At 68.0% G+C, this 19306-nt stretch carries 9 protein-coding genes; 5 read left to right on the top strand and 4 right to left on the bottom strand.

Translation table 11 applies throughout. The annotated features are described in order from the left end of the window. Positions 1-171: 171 nt before the first annotated feature. From ABH915_RS05420 to ABH915_RS05405, 4 genes are all read right to left on the bottom strand, one after another. Complete coding sequence (locus ABH915_RS05420; RefSeq protein WP_370118618.1) at positions 172-2148, bottom strand: serine/threonine-protein kinase; 1977 nt, start codon at positions 2146-2148, stop codon at positions 172-174. Positions 2149-2230: 82 nt separating this feature from the next. Beyond that, complete coding sequence (locus tag ABH915_RS05415; RefSeq protein WP_370118615.1) at positions 2231-6544, bottom strand: FtsK/SpoIIIE domain-containing protein; 4314 nt, start codon at positions 6542-6544, stop codon at positions 2231-2233. Between the two features lie 62 nt (positions 6545-6606). After that, entirely contained in the window at positions 6607-7953 is a 1347-nt protein-coding gene (locus tag ABH915_RS05410) for a hypothetical protein (RefSeq protein WP_370118612.1), read from the bottom strand. Further along, the gene (locus tag ABH915_RS05405) at positions 7950-10808 is read right to left on the bottom strand and encodes a hypothetical protein (RefSeq protein WP_370118609.1); all 2859 of its coding nucleotides are present in this window, start codon (positions 10806-10808) and stop codon (positions 7950-7952) included. The genes ABH915_RS05410 and ABH915_RS05405 overlap by 4 nt, the downstream gene beginning before the upstream one ends. 231 nt (positions 10809-11039) lie before the next feature. Here ABH915_RS05405 and ABH915_RS05400 point away from each other — a divergent pair, with 231 nt between their 5' ends. The 5 genes from ABH915_RS05400 to ABH915_RS05380 all read left to right on the top strand — a co-directional run bounded on the left by ABH915_RS05400 (position 11040) and on the right by ABH915_RS05380 (position 19301). Beyond that, positions 11040-11321 (top strand): hypothetical protein, encoded by a 282-nt coding sequence (locus ABH915_RS05400; RefSeq protein ID WP_018775865.1) that lies wholly within the window; start codon positions 11040-11042, stop codon positions 11319-11321. A 128-nt stretch (positions 11322-11449) separates the two neighbouring features. After that, a complete protein-coding gene (locus ABH915_RS05395) occupies positions 11450-17182 on the top strand; it encodes a DUF6531 domain-containing protein (protein WP_370118605.1) in 5733 nt (1910 codons plus the stop codon). Further along, on the top strand, positions 17176-17604 hold the full coding sequence (locus ABH915_RS05390; RefSeq protein WP_370118602.1) for a hypothetical protein: 429 nt from the start codon (positions 17176-17178) through the stop codon (positions 17602-17604). Before ABH915_RS05395 ends, ABH915_RS05390 begins: the two co-directional genes overlap by 7 nt. Positions 17605-18219: 615 nt before the next feature. Continuing rightward, a complete protein-coding gene (locus tag ABH915_RS05385; RefSeq protein WP_370118600.1) occupies positions 18220-18597 on the top strand; it encodes a hypothetical protein in 378 nt (125 codons plus the stop codon). A 161-nt stretch (positions 18598-18758) separates the two neighbouring features. Beyond that, positions 18759-19301 carry a PadR family transcriptional regulator gene (locus ABH915_RS05380; protein ID WP_370124944.1) on the top strand — a complete coding sequence of 181 codons (543 nt, stop codon included), beginning with the start codon at positions 18759-18761 and terminating at the stop codon, positions 19299-19301. Positions 19302-19306: the final 5 nt, after the last annotated feature.

Here is a 19306-nt window from a genome sequence, read left to right as displayed (position 1 = left end):
GCCCGGGTGGCCGGGTGGGCCGTGCGGCTCGCGTGACAGCGGCCCGGACGGCCTGGCGGCCGTGCGGCTCGGCGGGCCGTGCGGCGCGCACATCCACGTCAGAGTAATGGCCCGGGGGCAACCCCCGGGGCCCTTAGTCCTACGATCCCTCAGCCCTACGAGCCCTCGGTCTTACGAGTTCTCCCGGGACGTGATTCCGAAGCTCGGAGACTGCAGTTCGGTGAAGTTCCCGACGCTGGCGCGCACGGTGCACTGGGGCGTGATCTGCAGGGCCGTCACGGTGAGTCCCGCGCTGTCCACTGCGAGCGCCCCGCCGCAGCCGTCGGAGAACCGTACCCCCTTCTCGCCGCCGCTCACCGCGGCGAGCATCTGCGAGGGCTTGCCCGACGCGGGACTGACATAGAGCGGGTTCAGCTCGTCGGCGCCGCCGGCCCACACTGGCACCAAGGTGATCTTCAGCGGGCTGGGAGTCACGACGCGCGCCGGGGTACGCACCTCCACGCCCTTCAGGCGCTGGACGGGATAGGCCGTGCCCTTGACGGCAGGGTCCTGCGTCGCGGCCGTCGTCGCCTCGGACCCGGCCCGCAGCCAGGCATCGAGGGCCTGCTGGTCCGCGGGCGACACTGACACCTTGGCGGTGACCTGGACTGCCCCTCCCGCCGGGACCTCCAACCCCGAGACCTTCCAGCCACATTCGACATCAAGGCCGGTGATCGAGGCCTGATTCCTGCTCACCGAAGCCCCGTCCCACGTGACCGCCGGGCACGCTTCCCCATCGGCCAGGCCCGGGATCACCTCAAGGAATTCACCGGATAACGGCGCCTTCTGCGCCGCGTACGACACAGTCAAGCGGATCTGACCGGAGGACGGCTCATAGGAGGCCTCCCGCGAGATTGTCAGGCCGGTCGGAAGCGCCGCGTCCTGCAGTTGCTTGGACATCTGGCCGCCTTCCGCGGTGGGCGGCAGTTGCTGACCTGAAGGGGCGAGGACAACGAACCCCACGACCATCGCGACGACGAGCAGGGCCGCGCCACCGGCGAGCAGCAGCGCTTTGCGGGTGCGCCAGAACGGGGTGGAGACCTGTTCCTCCAGCCGGGCCTCGGCCCGGGGCCGCACTTCCCGACGCGGGATTGGACGGGCGATGGTGGCGCTGTCCGCCTCCCCGAGCTCGGGAGCCTTCCCGGCGTGGTCAACTGGCGAGCCAGACGCGAAGGCCGTGAGGTCCTCGTCCGTGAAGGCGCCCCGGACGACGGTGGCCGAGCGTTCGACGGCGTCGAAGTCCTCCGGCGCCTCGGTTCGCGTGATCGGGCTGCTGCCGGCAAGGCGGGGTGCGAGACGCCGGAGCGTCGCCGCGGCCTCACTCGCCGTCGGGCGTTGGGCGGGGTCTTTGGACAGCAACCGGTCGAGTACGTTCCATACCTCGTCGTCAACGGGGATCCGTGGCGGACGCGAGGAAACGTGACGATACGCGACGCTGAAGTCCGTCCCCGGCCCGGCGAAAGGAGTGCGTCCGGCGAGGAGCTCGTAGAGCAGGACGCCCGTTGAGTACACATCGCCCGGAGGGCCGGACCGGCCCTGGCTGATGAGCTCGGGAGGCATGTAGTGCGGGGTGCCGATGAGACCGGTCGTCTGGCGAATCTTCTCGCCCACGACGTCGGAGATGCCGAAGTCGGAGACCCGTACGTCGCCCGCGCCACACTCGGGCCAGGGGCGGGCGAGGAGCACATTGTCCGGCTTAATGTCGCGATGCGTCACGCCTCGCGAGTGCGCGAAAGCCAGTGCGTCGAACACTTCGGCGACGACGTTGAACGCGTCCAGGGGACGCAGCGGGCCGGCCTCCTTCACCGCGTCACGCAGCGAGCCGCCCGCGACGTAGTCCATGACGATGGCCAACCGCGCGCCCTCCACCACCATGTCGCGCACGGTGACGATGTGCGAGTCCTGCAGGCCAAGCAGGACGGATCGCTCGCGGACAAACCGCTCCACGAGGGAGGGATCGTCGGCGTGCTCCGGGCGCAGGACTTTGGCGGCAAACGTCCGGCCGTCGACCGAGGTGACGGTCCAGACCTCGCCGACGGCGCCGGAGCCCACCCGTTCGCCGAAGCGGTAGGACGCTCCCAGAGCCTGCCCCGTCTGTGCGAATTGCATACCGTACTCTCCAACGCTATCGATTTGATTCCTCAAGGCCCCCCGCCGTCCACTCGTTCCTCGTAGGCGCTCGTAGCCGGGCTCAGCCCTCAGCGCTCATCGACTGGATCAGTGCCAATTGCCCGCCGACGCCGATGTATCCACGCCCGGCAGTCAGCGCCACGGGCGCCCTGCGCGGGAGTGCGGCGCCCAGCAGTTCGCCGTCGTAATCCACATCCGGTTGCAGCAGCACGCCCAGGCGGGATTTGCGGAGCGTCTTGGTCCAGTGACTGTATAGCCCGCGGAGATCCCCGGCCCGTCCGGCCGCGATGACGCACAACCCCGGCTGCCCGGAGGTCACGGCCCCCGCGATGGATTGATCGGCGTCCTCGAAGCGCTCTGCGTCGTCGATCAGCAGGAACACCGGGCCGCGCTCGAGGCGCAGGGAGGCGAGGAGGGCCGGCACATCATCCGTGCCGACGGCCATGCGATCCAGATCGGCGAGGGCCAGGGGCGAGCGGCGATCGCAGATGCCCCACACCTGAGCCGGCCCGCGGGAGGTGGCCGCGCCGCGCAGGGCTGCGGCCAGGGCCAGCAACAGCGTGGACTTGCCCGAACGGGCGGGTCCGGCGACGAGCGCGTGCTCGCCCTCGTAGATCTCCAGGAACGCAGGTGAGAGGTCCGCCTCCTGTATTCCCACCGGGATGAGCCAAGGTTCGGCCTCCAGCCGGGGTTCCACGCCTAGCTCCTGCATCGTGACGCTGGAGGGCAGGCGCCTGATTGCCGGGGTCTTCGCGGGCGCCTGCGCCCAGCTTTGCCGCACGCGATCCACCGCGGCCTCGATCCCGATGCCGGGGGTGGCGACATGCATCTGGAGCGACGTGCGCGGATCCACGCAGCGCCCAGGAAGCGCAGCGGGGATTTCCTTGCCCCGGACACCGAGCGAGGAGTAGTCGTAGGCGTCCGCCAGCCGGAAGAGCCACTTCTGCAGCGTCACCTCGTTCATGGCCGAGGGCACCGCCTTGGCGCGTGTGGTGGAGACCGCGAAGGACAGTCCCAGCGCCGGGCCGTCCGCGTATGCCCGATAAAGCAGAGCCAGCAGCTGCTGCCCTTCGAAGTCCTGGAACTCGTCCCGCAGCGAGGCCAGGCCGTCCAAGAGCACGACGGCGCGGCGGTGCCTGCCAGGGGCGGCGCGGCGGCTCTCGAGCTCGGTGTGCAGGTGCCGCAGGAAGCGGGCCTGCTGCTCCTTGGCGCCGGCCCCGGTTCCCACATACGCCACGGTGTGCGGCAGGCGTTCCAGGGCTTCGAGCTCACGGGAGCCCATGTCGAGGATCATCAGGTCCAGCTCGGCCGGATCGGCGTCCTTCGCCAGTGTCAGCGCGATCGAGGCCAGTGTGGTGCTCGTGCCGGAGCCGGCCACGCCCATGAGCATCAGGTTGCCCACGGACATGTCCCATCCCGCCGCGGACTGGCGCTGCAGCTCCGGCTCGTCCACGATGGCTACCTGGACGGTGGAACCTCGGACGGCGCCCACCATCGGCAGCAGCCGGGGTGCGGTGTCGTTGGAAGAGTCTGACGCTGCGGCGGGACGGCCGCCGTCCGGCTGGGGAAGATACCCCTCCAGCTCCACGCGCTCGCCCAGGGCCTCCGGCCAGACCTGCCGCGGCTGGGCGTACCCTGCCTCGGCGTTGGCTTCGACAACGGCGTCGATGAGGAGTTCGAGGTCGTCCACGGCCGCGGACCGTGGCGGCGCCGCCGCGGGCACGGGGACGCCGAACTGGCGGATCTCCCGCACGTCCACGGCGGGGCCGCCGCCGAGCTGCGCCCGTCCGGTCACGAGGGCTGTCTGCACGGGCGTGATGTCGTCCTGGCCCAGTTTCACAAATGCGCGGCCCATCTGGGCCCGGCCGATCGCCGAGGCGGCGGGCACACCGATGACGTTGTTGGAGTCGTCGCGGCTCTGCACGCGCAGGGCCACCCGAAGGTTGGTGTTCGCGAGGATGTCGTCGCTGACGACGCCCGCGGGGCGCTGCGTCGCGAGGATCATGTGCACACCCAGGGTGCGGCCCACTGCACCCACGCTGACGAGCGCCTTGAGCACGTCCGGGAAGTCCTTGGCCAGCATGGCGAACTCGTCGATCACGAGCAGCAGCCGGGGCATGGGCTCGGCCGGGTTCGTGGCCAGATAGGCGTTCAGGTTGTCGATGCCCTCGCCGGCCTCGGCGAAGACCCGCTGGCGGCGTTCCATCTCCGCCTCCAGGGCGCGGAGAGCCCGGTCGGCGAGCTGCTCGTCCAGATTGGAGATTGTGCCGATGGTGTGCGGAAGGCGTTCGCATGCCTTGAAGGCGGCTCCGCCTTTGAAGTCGACGAGGATAAAGTTCAGGCGGGTCGGATCGTTGCGTGCTGCGAGCCCGGCCACGAGCGAGCGGAGGAACTCGGATTTGCCGGAGCCGGTGGTGCCGCCCACCAGGCCGTGCGGGCCGTCCTTGACCAGGTCCAGGGTCAGGGTGCCGTTCTCCCCTGTGCCGATCGGCGTGGACACGCCCGTGGGAGCCTGCCACAGGCGACGGATCGTGGTCGAGTCCGGGCGGTCGTAGCCGAGGAGTCCGGGCAGCCGCACGAGCGGGGGCAGCGAGGCCCCGGGCACGCTCAGCTCCGGATCATCGAAGTGCGCCACCCGCATCGCGCAACGCAGGGCCTCCTCTTGGTCCAGGCCCGCCAGGATGACGTCCTCCACACGGGTCAGGTCCTCCGGCTGGTCCACAGTGGCCGCGGCGTCTGCCCCGACCCTGATGATGGTGGTGCAGGTGGCCGGCAACTGCTCCTCCGAGGTCGCGATGACGATGCCCGCCACCCGTGAAGGGCGCTGCTGCGGGTTCACATGGACCCCGGGTACGGAGCGGCCCGTGCCGAGCAGCGCGCGTGCCGGCGCATCCCTACCCTCCGTGAGCACCTCGGAGTCCAAGACCACCAGCATCGCTGGTGTAGGCAGCTCCTGCACCGTGTCCTTGAGCGTGCGCAGCATGGCCAGGCTCGTCTCGCGGTGCGCGGACATCCACCGCTCGCCCGTGCTGCTGCCGGCCTGGCGCGTGTGCGGCAGCCACGAGGCCCACTCCCACTCGTCAGCTCGCCCGGCGTCGCAGAAGACGCCGATGGTCAGGTCGGCTGGACCGACGTGCACCGCGGCCTGGGCCAGGAGCGATCGCGCGAGCGCCAGAGTCCCCTCCCGGGGCCCGACGATACCCACGACGCCGGCGTCGGTCAGGTCTACGAGCACGGGCGCGGCCTGCAGGCGCGCGGCCGCGAGGGAGTCCTTCACCTGCTCATCCAGCCGCGATCCGGCTGTGCGGTCCACCTCGGGCTTCCAGGGGACGTCACCGGTGCCGGCGTGCAGGGCCAGGAAGTCGTCGGCGTCTGCGCGGCGCTGCCACAAGGACGTGGCGGGGAGTGCGGGGCGCCGGACTACGGTCGCGGGATCGGGGATCATCCGATGGCGTCGTGCGGTCTCCGTCGCTGCGGCTGCGCGGACCTGCTGCTCGAATCCCTGGAGCGCGCCGGCGAAACGCTCGTCCTCTTCCTTGAGGCCCCGGGCGTAGCGGCGCTTTTGTTCGAACCACATGCCCACAGCCATGACCGGACTGAGCATGGCGAACATCGCGAAGCGCAAATCCCGCAGGATCAAGACCATCGCCGCCGCCATCACGAGGGGCGCGAGCACCGTGATGTAGCTGAACTTGCTGGCTGGCGGCACGTCCTTGCGGCTCGGCGGGACCAGGGGCTCGCCCGCCGGGGCCTGCCCGGGGCGGGGAGGCCGGTTGAAGGGCGCTGTCGCCGCCGGTGTGAGGTTGTGCAGGCTGCCGGGTGCCGGGGCGGGCGTCTCGTCCAGGGACCGGCGCAGGAGGAGCACCGTGCCGCCCGCCGTGATCGTGGCGGTTTCGGTGACCAGGACCCCGTCCTCCCCCACCGGCTCGCCATTGACGAGAGTGCCGTTCGTGGATCCGCCATCGAGCACCCGCAGCCCGTCCTCCTCCCGGCGCAGGCGGCAGTGGTCCCATGACGCGCTTTCGGTGGGAAGGCTCAGATCGGCGTGAGGGGACCGGCCGATGAGCATCTCTCGCCCTTGCGGAACGTCAACCACGCCGCCGGTGCGCTGGCCGCCGGCGAGCGTCACGCTCCATCCGCGCACGCGCTGCGGAATCTGCCACGGCGCCCGCGAGACGCGGCTGCCCTCCAGGAAGATCAGTTCTGAGACGGGGGTGGAACCACGCACCTCGGCCTCGTTCACGAACACGGCCTCATCCGGTGCCAGGCGCGGGCCACCGGCGGCCTCCACGAGGTCTGTCAGCGTCGTGGCGGGCGCGGCGTGAGCCACGTCGCACTCAAAGCGACGCTCGTCCAGGTCGATCAGCACACGCACCGGGGCGCTCCTTCAGTGGTGGATGGTCCCGGCCTGCTCAAGGGCGAGCCGGGGGCAGGTGGTCAGGGGTTTGCCGGCGCCGGCACCCAGACGAGCCGCGGAGCGGCCTCGTCCGGCGGGCGCAGGCCCAGGTCCTGAGGGGAAGCGTAGACCGGGATTGCCTCCGCGGTCAGCGCCGCGGAGCGCGAGAAATCCAGCTCCGGCCCGGCGAGGCCGTCACCAGGGCCAAACGACATGGCGCGCAACGCCGGGCCGACTTTGGACGGCTCGCCGCTTCCAGCCGACGCGGCCGCCCTGACGAGGGCGACGACGGCGTCGTGGCTGCGTGCGTCCGCTGCCCATGCGTCGGCGGAGAACGGGGCATCGCCCGTCAGGTTCTGGACCTTCGGGTCGCCGGACGCCAGGCGCACGGCGGACAGGAATGCGGACATCCCCCGCCCTTGGGCGTCCTTCTGGAGCGCCGTGGCATCGCCGCCGGCCGGGGCAACGCTGACCAGCTGCCCGGAGGCGGCGCCGTCGAGTTCGGCGAGCGTGGAGGCGAAGGCCGGGGCGGTGGCGCCGTCCGGTATGACGACGGGGACGGACACGTCGCGGGACTGTAGGGCCTGAACCAACCGGGCCAGCCGCTGCGGGGTGGCGGCCGAGACGACCACGGCGTCCGCGGGCTCGGCGACCCTCGTGGACTCGGCGCCTGCGGGGGCGTCTTCGGCAGGCGGGCGCAGCTGGGCGCCTGTTTGGATGGCGGCCTCCTGTGCCAGGCCCGTCACGTCGTCGAAGCTGTCGAGGTTCAGCGTCTGGGAGATCCCGACCGAGGCAGGGACCTCGCCGCCGTCCCCGACGAGCAGCACCCTGTTCTTGCCGTTCAGCGCGGTGCGAAGCCCGGCCGCGACGGATGCGCCCGATGGCCCCGTGGTCCAGGTGGCCTGCGCGGGGTCCGACGGTTCGGCATAGGGCAGAATCACCGGGAGGCCGAGCTCCTCGGCGGTCTTGGCCGCGGCCCGGGCCTGCGCCCCTGCGGTCGCCACGATGACACCCGACGCCCCCTGCTCGGCGAGCGCGCGGACGGCGGCGCGCGCGCCGTCCTCCGTGCCGCGGTCGTTTTGGGCCGAGAGGGCGACGGCGGCGCCGCCCTGGGCGAAGCGCTGTGCGGCGACGATTGCGCCCTGTGCTGCGCGGTTGTACTCGGAGCCGGGCTCGCCGGACTGGCCCAGCGTGAGGACGACGCCGATGGAGAAGTCCTTCGGCAGGCCCTCGGCTTTCAGCGCAACGGGAACCGTCGCGGCTACCGGATCGGGCCGCGAAGCCTCCTTGGGACGGCTCAGCGCCAGGGTCGTCAGGGCGATCGCAGCCGCGAGGACGACAGTGATGCCGGCGACGATCAGGGTCGTGAGCCTGGTGTGGGAGCTCATGCGGCGCCGCCGATCTTCAGTGTGTACAGGGTCTGCGACGTGGCGCCGGCCGGCACCTCGAGGTGGAACGGTGGCAGTTCGTCGACCGCGGTGAGTGAGGCCTTGAACTGTGCCTGGCGCAGCAGCAGCCCCGCCACGTCCCTGGAGCGGATGTTGGCATAGCCCTCAGCGTTCTGTGATGCCAGTGCCAGCTGATAGTCGGCGGTGTCGGCCTTGGCGGCGCTGGTGGCCATGGAGCCAAGCAGGCCGGATCCGTTCACCGAGCGGTCGCCCAGGTCGAGCATCACCTTGGTCAGGCTTGAGGACAGGAGGGCGCTGGCGCCCTCGACGTCGCGGGTTGAGCCGGAAGTGCTGGAGGCGATGTTCGCGAGCGAGGACTGGGTGCTCTTGTCCAGGGACGCGGCCAGTGCGTCGCTCTGATCCAGCAGTTCATCCCGCTGCTTGTTCACCGTGCCCTCGGCGTCGTTCACGACCTCGTCCGACGTGGACTTCAAGCCGGAGATGGACCGGTTGAACGCCGTGGTTACAGCTTCGGAGCCCGCGTCGCCGATCTCGGCAACCTGGCGCACTTGCTCGTCCACGGTCTTGTAGACCTCGGCGGCGGTCTCGGCCGAGACATCGCGGAGGGACTGCTTGATCTTGTCGCCGAGCCCGTCCTGTTGCTCCTTGAGCTTCGCGAGCGTCGAGCCGACCCGGCCGGAGGAGTCGATCGCCTCGCCGAGCGCGGCGTCCAGGGCAAGAAGTTCGCGCTTGTTGCTGTTGATGTCTCCCGTGGCGGCGCCGTCGAGGGCCTTCGTGGCTTTGTTGATTTCGTCCAGCTTGGCGTCGATGTCGTCGATCGTCGTCGCCAATGTGGTGAACGCCTGGCCGATCTCCTCGTCCGGGGCGGTGGTGTCGGTGGCCGCCAGGACCGCGTCCCAGGCGGCCGCCTGGGACTCCAGCCGATCGTCCAGCGGGTCCTTGAACCCCAGCGGCGGGCGCAGGTCCTGTGCCGGGTTTCCGTTTTCATCCGTGGGCTCGCACGGTGCGGACGTCAAGTAGGAACGCAGCCGCTCCGCTTGCTCGGCGGACAATCGGCCATCGCGGGGCAAGCCGCCGTCGGCCATCTTGCACAGCTCGTCGGCGAGCCGCTGGGTTTGCTGCGTCATCGAGCCGTTCAGCAGCGAGCGGTCACCCAACTCGCCCCGGGCGTCCTGTGCGGTCTTCTTGATGTCGCCCAGCTTTTGCCGCAGGCCGTCGATGCTGGCGCGGACCGCAGCGGCAGCGTCCCGGGTCGCGGCGACGGAGGCCCGGGCGGACTTGATCGCCTCATCCACGTTTGCGAGGGCAGTCTTGTAGTCTTCGGTGGTCTCGGCGCCGTCGAGGACCGCAGCGAAATCGGCGCGCACCTTCTCCAGGGTGACGGCGGCGGCCTCCTGATCCTTGATTGCGCCCTCGACCATCTGCGGCTGCAGGTCCGCCACGAGCTCGTCGCCCTTCTTCACCAGGCCCAGCAAGGCACCGGTGACGGTCACGGCAGAGCCGTAGAGGGAGCATGTCATCGAGCCCTGCTCCGCACATTCCTCCGCGGTAGGGTCCTCGGGGCCCATGGTGGCCTTGATGGCGCCCGCCACGATATCCCGGCAGCCAGCGCTCACCTTCGCGTAGGCGTCGAGCTGCGAGGCCATGGTCTGGATGCTGGAGTAGACCGTGGCCGCCTTCCCCGATTTGGGCACCTCCGCGGTGCAGCCGTCACCGTTGATGGGAGCCGTCGCGGGCACGGCCGAAGTGTCGCCCAGCATCGCGTCCACGGCGGCGACGGTCACCTTCAGCTGGGACGCAGTCGTGGACTGCGTTGACTTCGTCGCGGTCTCCAGGTCGGCGCCGAGAGTCTTCAACTGTTCCTTCAGGTCCACCATGGTCGCGGCCAGGGCCTGGGAGTTATCGCGCAGCTCGCCCGCGGTCTTCGCGCCCAGGGTCTGCGAGGTCACCTGCAGGTTCCGCCGGACCTCGGTGATGGTGGATCCGGCCTTGGTTAACACGGTGTTGACGTCCGAGACCAGCGAGATGGTGCGGCGTTGCAGCCCCATCTCGGAGCCCGTGCCGGAGGAGAACGCGCCGGCGAGCACGCCGTCCGCGCTGAGGTCGGTGTTGAGGCCCGGCTGGACCGCCACGTCGAAGGCAGGGACCTGAAAGTCCCTGACATCGGCAACGAGGCGCAGCGTGGTGCTCGCCCCGGAACGCGGCGGGGCCAGCACGGTTGCCCACTGCACCACGGTGGCACCGTCCTCGGTGCTGCTCAGGACGCCGTTGGTGCCGGTTCCGCCGTCCGCAGAGCCGGCCGTGACGTCGTCGGCCCGTACCCCGGTTAGCTTCGTTGAGGCGGCGATAGTCAGCGGGGCGCCCACCAGGGCGGTGTCGGAGCGGGTTTGGCCCGCGGCATCGTACTCGATGACCCGCGGCTTGACCGTGAGGTTCTCCAGTGTCAGGTCGATCTCGACCGGCCCGGTGTGGCCTTGAAGCTCGGTGAGGTCCGAGCCGGACTTCTCGCCGGCCCGGTACTGCAGGCTCACTCGCACCGGCAGTTCGCCCACGGCCTGCGCGGCGTCGTACTTCGTGTCCGCTGCGGAGGAGTCGCCGGCCGCGGACACGGAGATGGTGGTGCCTTCGATCGTCTCGACCCCGGCGGCCGGGGACATGCCCACGCGCACGCTCTGCAGGAGCTTGACCGGATTGGACACCGACTCCGGCTCGGGGGCCGGGCCGCACGACGTCGTCGCGATCAGCCCCAGGGCCGCAAGGAATACGCCCAACGCCCGGCCCGGCGCGATGAGGCGCCCGGGCGTGTGCTGGTGCGTGTTAGTCCGTCTGGGCATGATCGTCCCCTCTTCCGTTCATGGTGCCTTCAGCATGATACGGGGTTTGGCTCACGAATGGACTAATCGCGATTTGCACGTGTCATGCGCGTGACCCGGGTTGTCATGTCCGGTCCCCCTAGTTTTTCTTTTTGTTGGATTTATTGGCTGGTGTTGGTAGCGTCGGCACCGTCCGGTCGCCGGCGGTGCTGTGTCCGGCGGAGAAGCGGTTGTCTCTTGGGAGGAATTTCTATGTCGCGTGTGTTGTCTACTGAGCAAGCCAAGGCTGCCATTGGGCAGGTGCAGTCGATCATTAACGGTGGTTTCACGGATCAGATCTCGGCGCTGGATGCGCAGGGAAGGGTTTTGTCGGATCCGAACGTTTGGGATGGTCCTTTGGCTGCGCAGTTCCGTGGTTCGACCTGGCCGGAGACGAAGGCTGCTCTGGATAAGGCCCGGGAGGAGCTGGAGCAGTTGCGGGGGCAGTTGCAGAAGATCTCGCAGGACATCTTCTCCGCCGGCGGCGGCGCCTGAGTCTGTATTTGCTTGCGTGAAGGCCGGGTGACGGCGCCGCTCTGGTGAGTGGTACGGTCACCCGGCCGATGCACGGTTTGGTGGTTTGTCTTTCTGTTCCGGTTCTTGTTCTGTGGGGGGCTTTGGTTGTGACCGAGTTCGTTGAGATGCCGCTGTTGCCGGCTTCGGATGCTTCTGATGGTGGGCGGTTCAGTTACGCCGTGGCCGGGTCGGTGAGGTCGGCGTTCGAGTCGGCGGCGTCAAGGCTTGAGGAGCAGTCGGGCTCGCGGGCATCGCACGTCGCCTCGGCGAAGGAAGACTTCAAGGGGCACTTCTCGGAGGTTTTCGAGGCCAACGCTGCCACGGCGAGGAATGATGCGAACGCGCTGGTGTCGGCGTTGCGTACGGTGGCCGGCTACGTAGGGCAAATGATCGACGCCGGGCATGAGGAGGACGCCCGGCGCGACAGAAACAACGAGTGGGTCCGGCGGCACAATGACCGGAATCTGCTCGAGCAGGCCGGTGATTTTTTGTTCGGTGAGGAAGAACGGCCGAACGCGGCACCGGGGAAGGCTCCGACATTCGCCCCGGCCGATGCCAGGACGGGATCGCGGAATACCCCGGCACCCGGCGGCGGGTACGGGGGCGGGACGTCCTCGGCGCGTCCGGCTCTTCTGCGGTCCTTCGCGGCGAACTCCCGCGGCCTGGATGACGGATTGTCGTCGGCTCCCGGCACCTTGGAAGATCACATTGCCTCGTTCGGGTCCAGTTGCTACTGGGGATCGCTTGATGCTTCAGGGGTGCTCGCTGCTTACCGGGAGTATTTGAGGGCCAACGAGAACGACGCGAAGTGGGCGGTAACGGTCGCGGACGCGTTTGCGGCCGCCGGGGGCGAGGGAAACATCTCGACTCTCTCGGACGCGGCCGTGAATGAGGCGTTGGCAGCGGCAGGCGTGAGCGCGAACCGGTCCGGGCTGGTGATCGATCCGCCGACGGCGGCGGGCGCGATGGCCACCAGCGGGTACGCGAATGATCCCGTGAACACCGCGACCGGAAACTTCATCGAGCCAGAGTCAGATCTGGGTTTCGCCGGGGTTTCCTCGAATCTGTTCTTATCCCGGATGTACAACTCGCTGGCGTCGGGTTTGGAGATGCCCGGGGTGTTCGGTCCGGGGTGGGCCTCGGTTCTGGATCAGTACCTCACGGTCTCGGATGAGGGCTGCCGGTGGGTGATGGCCGACGGACGGGCGGTCGATTTCCCCCGAGAGGGCGCCGGCTGGGGCCGCGGGGTGGGCGAGAATTACTGGCTCACCGCAGAACCTGTGACCGCGGCTGACCTCAGGGAGTTAAGCTCCCTGCCGGACGGTACGTCCGAGGCCCTGGTGGTCCGGGACAATCAGGGTGCCTGGTGGGCTTACAGCCTCGCCGGCGTGTGGCTCGGTGCCGGGTCAGGGCCCGGGCGGACGGTGTCGGTAGTCCGGGAAAGGCCGGGCGACGGCACAGGCGCCGGCAGTGCCGGACTGGTGACGCGGCTGGCACACGTGCGGGGACGTTTCCTTGACGTCGAGTACGCGGACGGGCTCGTTGCCGTTGTGCGGGCCTCGGACGGGCGCCGGGTCGAGTACGCGTACGACGCCGCTGGCAGGCTGACGCGTGTCGCTACCGAACTGGGGGCGCGCACATACCGGTGGAATGAGCAGGGCCTGATCGAAGCCGTGGTCTCGGCCGCGGGTGTTCTCGAGGCGGAGAACACCTACGACGAACACGGCAGGGTGGTCCTGCAGGTCACGCAGCATGGGCGCCGGACCAGGTTTGCGTATCTGCCGGGCCGGGTCACGGTCGTTTCGGATGAGGACGGTACCCGGTCGAACTCGTGGATCGCCGATGCGAAGGGCCGCCTGGTCGGCGTGCTCGATTCTCACGACCAGCGGCAGTCCATGGCTTATGACGGCCACGGAAACCTGGTTTCCTTCACGGAGCGCGACGGGACCGTCACGGTCAATGCCTACGACGGGCGGGGCCGGAAGATCCGGACCGTTACCCCGGAAGGCGCGGACCTCACCTACGGCTGGGATGAGCAGGACCGCATCACCACCCTGGTGACGGAGTCCGGGTCTGTCGTCTCGTATGAGTATGCCGACGAGGTGTCGCGGGACCCCTCGGTGATCCTGGACCCGCTGGGCGGGCGCACCGAGCTGGAGTGGCAGAACGGGCAGCTGGCCCGGGTGGTGGACCCGGCCGGGGTGGCGGTCGACTTTGAGTACGACGAGTTCGGGGACCTGGTCGCGACCCGGAATGCTGCAGGGGACGTCGCTCGGATCGTCCGTGACCATGCGGGCCGCCCGGTTGCGGCGCTCAGCCCGTCCGGGGCGGAGACCCAGTGCAGCTATGACGCTGCGGGCGTTCTGGTGCGGCGTGAAGACCCGGACGGCGCGGTCTGGACCTTCGAGCACGACCACGCGGGGCGGACGACGGCGTTCGTCGCCCCGGACGGCGGGCGGACCGAACTCGAATACGCCGCCAACGGTGAACTGGTCCGGACAATCGATCCATTGGGCCGGGCCATCGAGCGGGTGTTCGATGAGCTGGGCAACGTCACCGGCGCGGTACTGCCCGACGGCGCCCGCTGGGGCTTTGTCCATGACACGCTGTCCCGGCTGGTCGGGATCACGGACCCCGCTGGTCACAACTGGGTGCGGGAGTACGACAAGATCGGCGCCCTGACCGCCGTCGTCGACCCCACCGGGGTCCGCACAGACGCGACCGCGGACCGCAAGGCCGGGACGGCGACCCTGACGGATGCGTTCGCGTCCTCAACGTTCAGCTTCGATGAGTACGGGCGCCCCACCCGGGTTGAGTCTGGGGACGGCTCCGCGGAGCTGGTCTCCTATGACGCCGCGGGCAATCCGGTGGAGCTCGTCGATGGCGAAGGCGGCCTGACGGTCCTGGGCCGGGACGTGGCCGGGAAGATCACCTCGATCACCTCCCCTAACGGCGCCGTCACCAGGTATGAGTACGACGGCTGCGGGCGGCCCTGGAAAACCACGGACCCGCTTGGTGCGGTCACGGAACTGGCCTACGACGCGGACCAGCGCGTCACCGCCCGGACCCTGCCCACGGGTGAGGTGGAGACGTTCGGGTACGACCGTTGCGGGCGGCTCCTGTCCCGCCGCTCCCCCGGCCAGGGCGTGTCCCGGTACGGCTACGACAAGGCCGGGCGGCTGACCTTCTCCCAGGACCCCTGGTACGGCACCCGCCGGTTCAAATACAACACCGCCGGGGAACTGACCGAAACCGTCAACGGCGTCGGCGGACGGACCCGGTTCGAGTACGACCTCCGCGGCCGGCTGGTCCGGATCACCGATCCCCTGGGCGGGGTGACCACCCGGACCTACACGGCCACGGACCAGGTCGATTCCGTCACCGACCCGCTCGGCCGGGTGACCACCGCGACCTACGATCCCGCCGGCCGGCAGCTGTCCCAGACCGATCCGGACGGGCACACCACCACCTGGACCTACGATTCGGCCGGCCGGGAATCCTCCACCTCGGTCGACGGGAAGCTGCTTGCCGCCGTCGAGCGTGACCTGATCCGCCGCCGCATGATCATCACCGACTACACGGGTGCCGACGGGCTGGCGGTGGAGCACGAGCTGGCGTTTGACCGGCGCGGGCAGCTGACCTCCCGCACCCGCGGCAGCCGGGGAATGTCCTGGGAGTACGACGCCGACGGGAACCGCACCGGATTCACCGACGCGCACGGAACCACCACCACGTTCGTCCGGGACGCCGCGGGCCGGGTGACCGCCGTCAGCAACCCACGGCTCGGGAAGGCCGTGTTCACCCACGACGCCTCGGGCCGTATCACCTCCGCCACCGCCGGGGAACTGGTCCAGGAATGGGGCTACCGCTACGGGAGCCTGTCCGAGCACAGCCGCACGGACCGCGCCGATCCTCTCTCGGCCGATGCCACCCTGATCGGCCGGGACGGGGACGGCCGGATCACGGCCCTGACCCGCGCCGGTGCCGGGACCCGCTACGGCTACGACGGGGCCGGGCAGATGGTCTCGGCCGCCACTACCCGGAATGGAGACCCGGAGGCTTCCGCTCCGGCTGCGGTGCCGGCTTTGGTTTCGGAGTGGGTGTACGACGCCGGCGGGCGCCTTATCCGGGAATCCGCACCGGGCGGGTCCCGGACCTATGCGTACGACGCCGCGGGGCAGCTCCTTGCCGTCACGGATGCTGACGGCACTAGGACGGAGTACGTCCACGACGGGCTGGGGCGCCGTACCCGGCTGATCCGCCCGGACGGGTCCTGGACCGAGTACGCGTGGGGTCAGAGCGGCCAGCTGAAGAGCGTTGCCGACCGCACTTCCGACGGCATGGAAACCTCCCGGCATGAGCTGTGGGTGGATGCCCTGGGCGAGCTGGCTGCCATCGATGGTTCGGAGCTGTGGTGGGATACCGCCAACCCGATCCCCACCCTCGCCGGCATCGGCGGTGACCAGGTCCTTTCGCTGCCAGGTGGTGTCACCGGTATCGCGGACGCCTGGATAACGCCGGGCTGGCGCGCCGCCCGGCCCACCGACCAGACCGATCCCTGGGCCGTCCTCGGCGCGCCGGCAGTCCCTGGCCCGGGTCCGGGTGGCACTGCCGGTGGTGGTGCCGCTGGTTTGGGTGCGGTGTCCGGGCTTGCCGGTGTGCTGCCCGCCGGGATCACCCTGACCGGCAACGGCGGCCTGGACATCGCTGGCCTGGAGTGGCTCGGGGCACGTGCGTACGACCCCGCTACACGTGGTTTCCTCTCCACCGATCCTCTCTCCCCCGTCCTCGGTGCGGGATGGGACGGCAACCCCTACGCCTACGCAGGCAACAATCCCCTGAACACCACCGACCCCACCGGACTGCGCCCGCTCACCGATGACGAGCTGAAGGCCTACGACGGCTCCGCCCGAGGAGCGTTCGCCGCGGCAGGGAACTGGATCAACGAAAACAAGGAATATATCGCCGCCGCCGTATTAGTCGCCGCCGGCGTTGCGCTGATGTGCACCGGGGTGGGTGGCCCGGTGGGGCTCGTCCTCCTCGGTGCAGCATCCGGGGCATTGGTCAGTGCAGGTGCGTCAATTGGGATGCAGAAGGCCACGACTGGAACAGTGGACTGGGGACACGTCGGCCGCGATGCCCTTATTGGTGGCGCGGCTGGTGCTGTTGGCGGCGGTGCGGCCCTCGCGGCTAAGGCACTAACTGCGTCGGCGCCGGTCGGTAGGGTGGCGACCGCATTTGGTGCCAGTAGGGTCGGTACCGCAGTGTCGAGCGCCAGTTCAAGAGTCGGATCCTTCGTGACCTCGGGAATTTCCCGCGTCAGCTCGGGGGCCGGGAGCTATGTGTCGGGGTTGCCGGGCCAGCAGATGGTCAGGTCTGCAGTCACCAATGGAATATCCGGGGGTGCAGGCAACACCGGAATGTATTTTGTGACGAATCCCCAGAAAGACTGGACAACAAGGGGTGCCCTCGGTGCACTTACCAACGGCGTCGTCAGCGGGGCCTTGGGGTCTCAAGGCGGTCATCTCACCGGTTCTCTGACGAGTTCAGCGTCGAAAGCAGTCCAAATCGTCGTAGGCGGAGGAGGATCTCTGGCTGGCGGCTCTGTTGATAGTTTGATCAGTGGGGATTCCTATCAATTCACCGAAATGGTATTCGATGCCTCTGCGGGTTCGCTTACTTCACGCTTTCCGGGGGCTTCCGACCTGAACCCGAACCCGGGCTGGATGACCCATTCGTTCGCTGCCTACGGTGGCGCCCACGTTGGAGCTATTGTTGAAAGCGTGAAAAGTGTAAGCGGAGAACTTATAAATCAAGGAACTGGAGCTAAGCCGTGGTGAGTAATGGAATGAGTTCCGGCACTGGCAAAGATGAGCCGCAGGTTGCACTCAGCGATGAAGACCTCCTCTTGGGCAGAAAAGCCGCCAAGTATATGAATGTTCTTTGTGCAGTTGGCATTGCAGCTTGTATCGGCATTGCTCTATTCGTTTTCGCAAATGTTCCATGGGACACTCGAATGCCTTACGACGGAAAATACAATAGAGCTGGCACAGGGATTCCCATGCAGATTGCCATGCTTCCTATTGCAATTGTAATTATAGGTCTATGGCGGTCGGCGCGAAAAGCTGATTCACACGAAATGAACAAAGCATCTCGTGCGGTGTCATATACTCTCGGAACAGCTATCGTTCTGGGCGGGATTCTGGGGCAGTGGGCCATGGGGCAATCAATTCTGGTTTCTGGCGGGTATCTTCCCGGCTAGGGCGTGCCTCCCAATTGGTTCTCGTCTGCTTTGGCATGCTGGATCCGTATGGGCGGCCGCTTCGTGACTGAATATCGGTCGAGGATCGGTGATGCCTCGGACCGAAGGGTGCATACGCCTGGAGTCAACTCGCTGCAGCTTGTATCGGGATCGCTATTTTCGTTTTTATGAATGTTCCATGGGACACCCGAATGCCGTATGACGGAAAGTACAACCGGAGCGGGAATGGGATTCCGATGCAGATCGCAATGCTTCCCATTTTGGTTGTTCTCTTTGGTTTTTGGCGGTCTGGGAAGAAACCTTATGCGCATCATATGGGCAGAGGGTCGCGAGTCGCCTACCACATCCTGGCGCCGGCGATCATCATGGCTTGTGGCGTTGGCCAGTGGTGACGGGCCAATCAATTCTGACTAACGGTGGATATTTCACTGGGTAGTGCACGTCGGGTTCCTGTGAATTCCGATTCCGGAGTGATGGCGGACTCTGGTGCGACTTTTGCGGGACCTGGAACGGCATGGCCAGTTTCAACCAGACAAAGACCGCGGGCCTGTGCGGTGGCGCCTTTGGAGGTGGCCCGGTCGGCTTCGGTGGCGACCTTCCGCAGAGCAGACCCGGATGGTGAGCAAAACAAGCCCAGAAAGTGTGGTTGTTGTGGGAAGAAACGCTGAGCATCCGGTGAGGAATGCCCTGATCCTTAGCGGCGTGCTGTTGAGCGCCACGGTCGCGGTGATGCTGGTAGGACCTCAGGACCACGTGCCACAGGAGGTCGTTGCATTACTCGCAGGTCTGGCCGTGGGTGTGTGGTTGCTGCGTTTCTCGCCGCCCTGGCGATGGCTTGCCATGCTGGTTTTGGCGCTGTCCCTCGTCCTCTGTTTGGTGTTGGGCCCAGCCGGAATCGCCTGGTTCGGTGGGTTTATTTCGGGCACTCAGGCAGGACTGGCCTGGCAGCATGCGAGGAAAGCATATGGAAAAGACGCTGCCGGTTCACGATAGGGCAACTGGGGTCACCAGGAAGCGTCATTCCCTGATATTTGCTGCAAGGGGCCTGTTTTAGGCCCGTGAGCGGATCGCCGCCCCCTCTTGGCTTCGCAAATTTACGCGCGTATCGTTGACTATCGCTGTATATCGTTCACGGTTTTCCAGAGGAGAGCATGATGCGCAGTTCTTACCCGGCAGGCGGATTTCGCGGCAGCAACGTAGACAGCATGTGGCAGGCCGTAGAGGAGTTGCGTTCGAGGTTCGAGAAGCGCTCGGGTTCCAGGGCGGGGCGCGGCGAGGTGCGCTCGGCTGTGCTGGCACTGCTCGCTGAGCGGCCGATGCACGGCTATCAGATTATTCGTGAAATCGAGGAGCGCAGCGGCGGCACTTGGAAGCCCAGCGCTGGCTCCGTCTATCCAACCCTCCAGCTGCTGGCCGACGAGGGCCTTATCCATGCTGAGGAATCCAACGGCCGCAAGATTTATTCCCTGACGGACGCGGGCCGCGAGGAGATGGCGGGTGCCGGCATGTCAGCGCCCTGGGAATCGGCTGGTCCGGAGTCGGGCTCGGGGTTCGCGGCGCTGCCCAAGGCAGGCGTCGAGCTCGCGCAGGCCGCCGCCCAGGTGGGACGCACCGGAACGCCGGAGCAGGTGCAGGAAGCCGTGGCAGTGCTCGATGAAGCACGCCGCCGGCTGTACGCGATTCTCGCCAAGGGCTGACGGGG

The organism is Arthrobacter sp. MW3 TE3886 (genome assembly GCF_041262145.1).
Lineage (GTDB): Bacteria > Actinomycetota > Actinomycetes > Actinomycetales > Micrococcaceae > Arthrobacter.
This window is presented reverse-complemented; position numbering and strand designations above follow the sequence as displayed.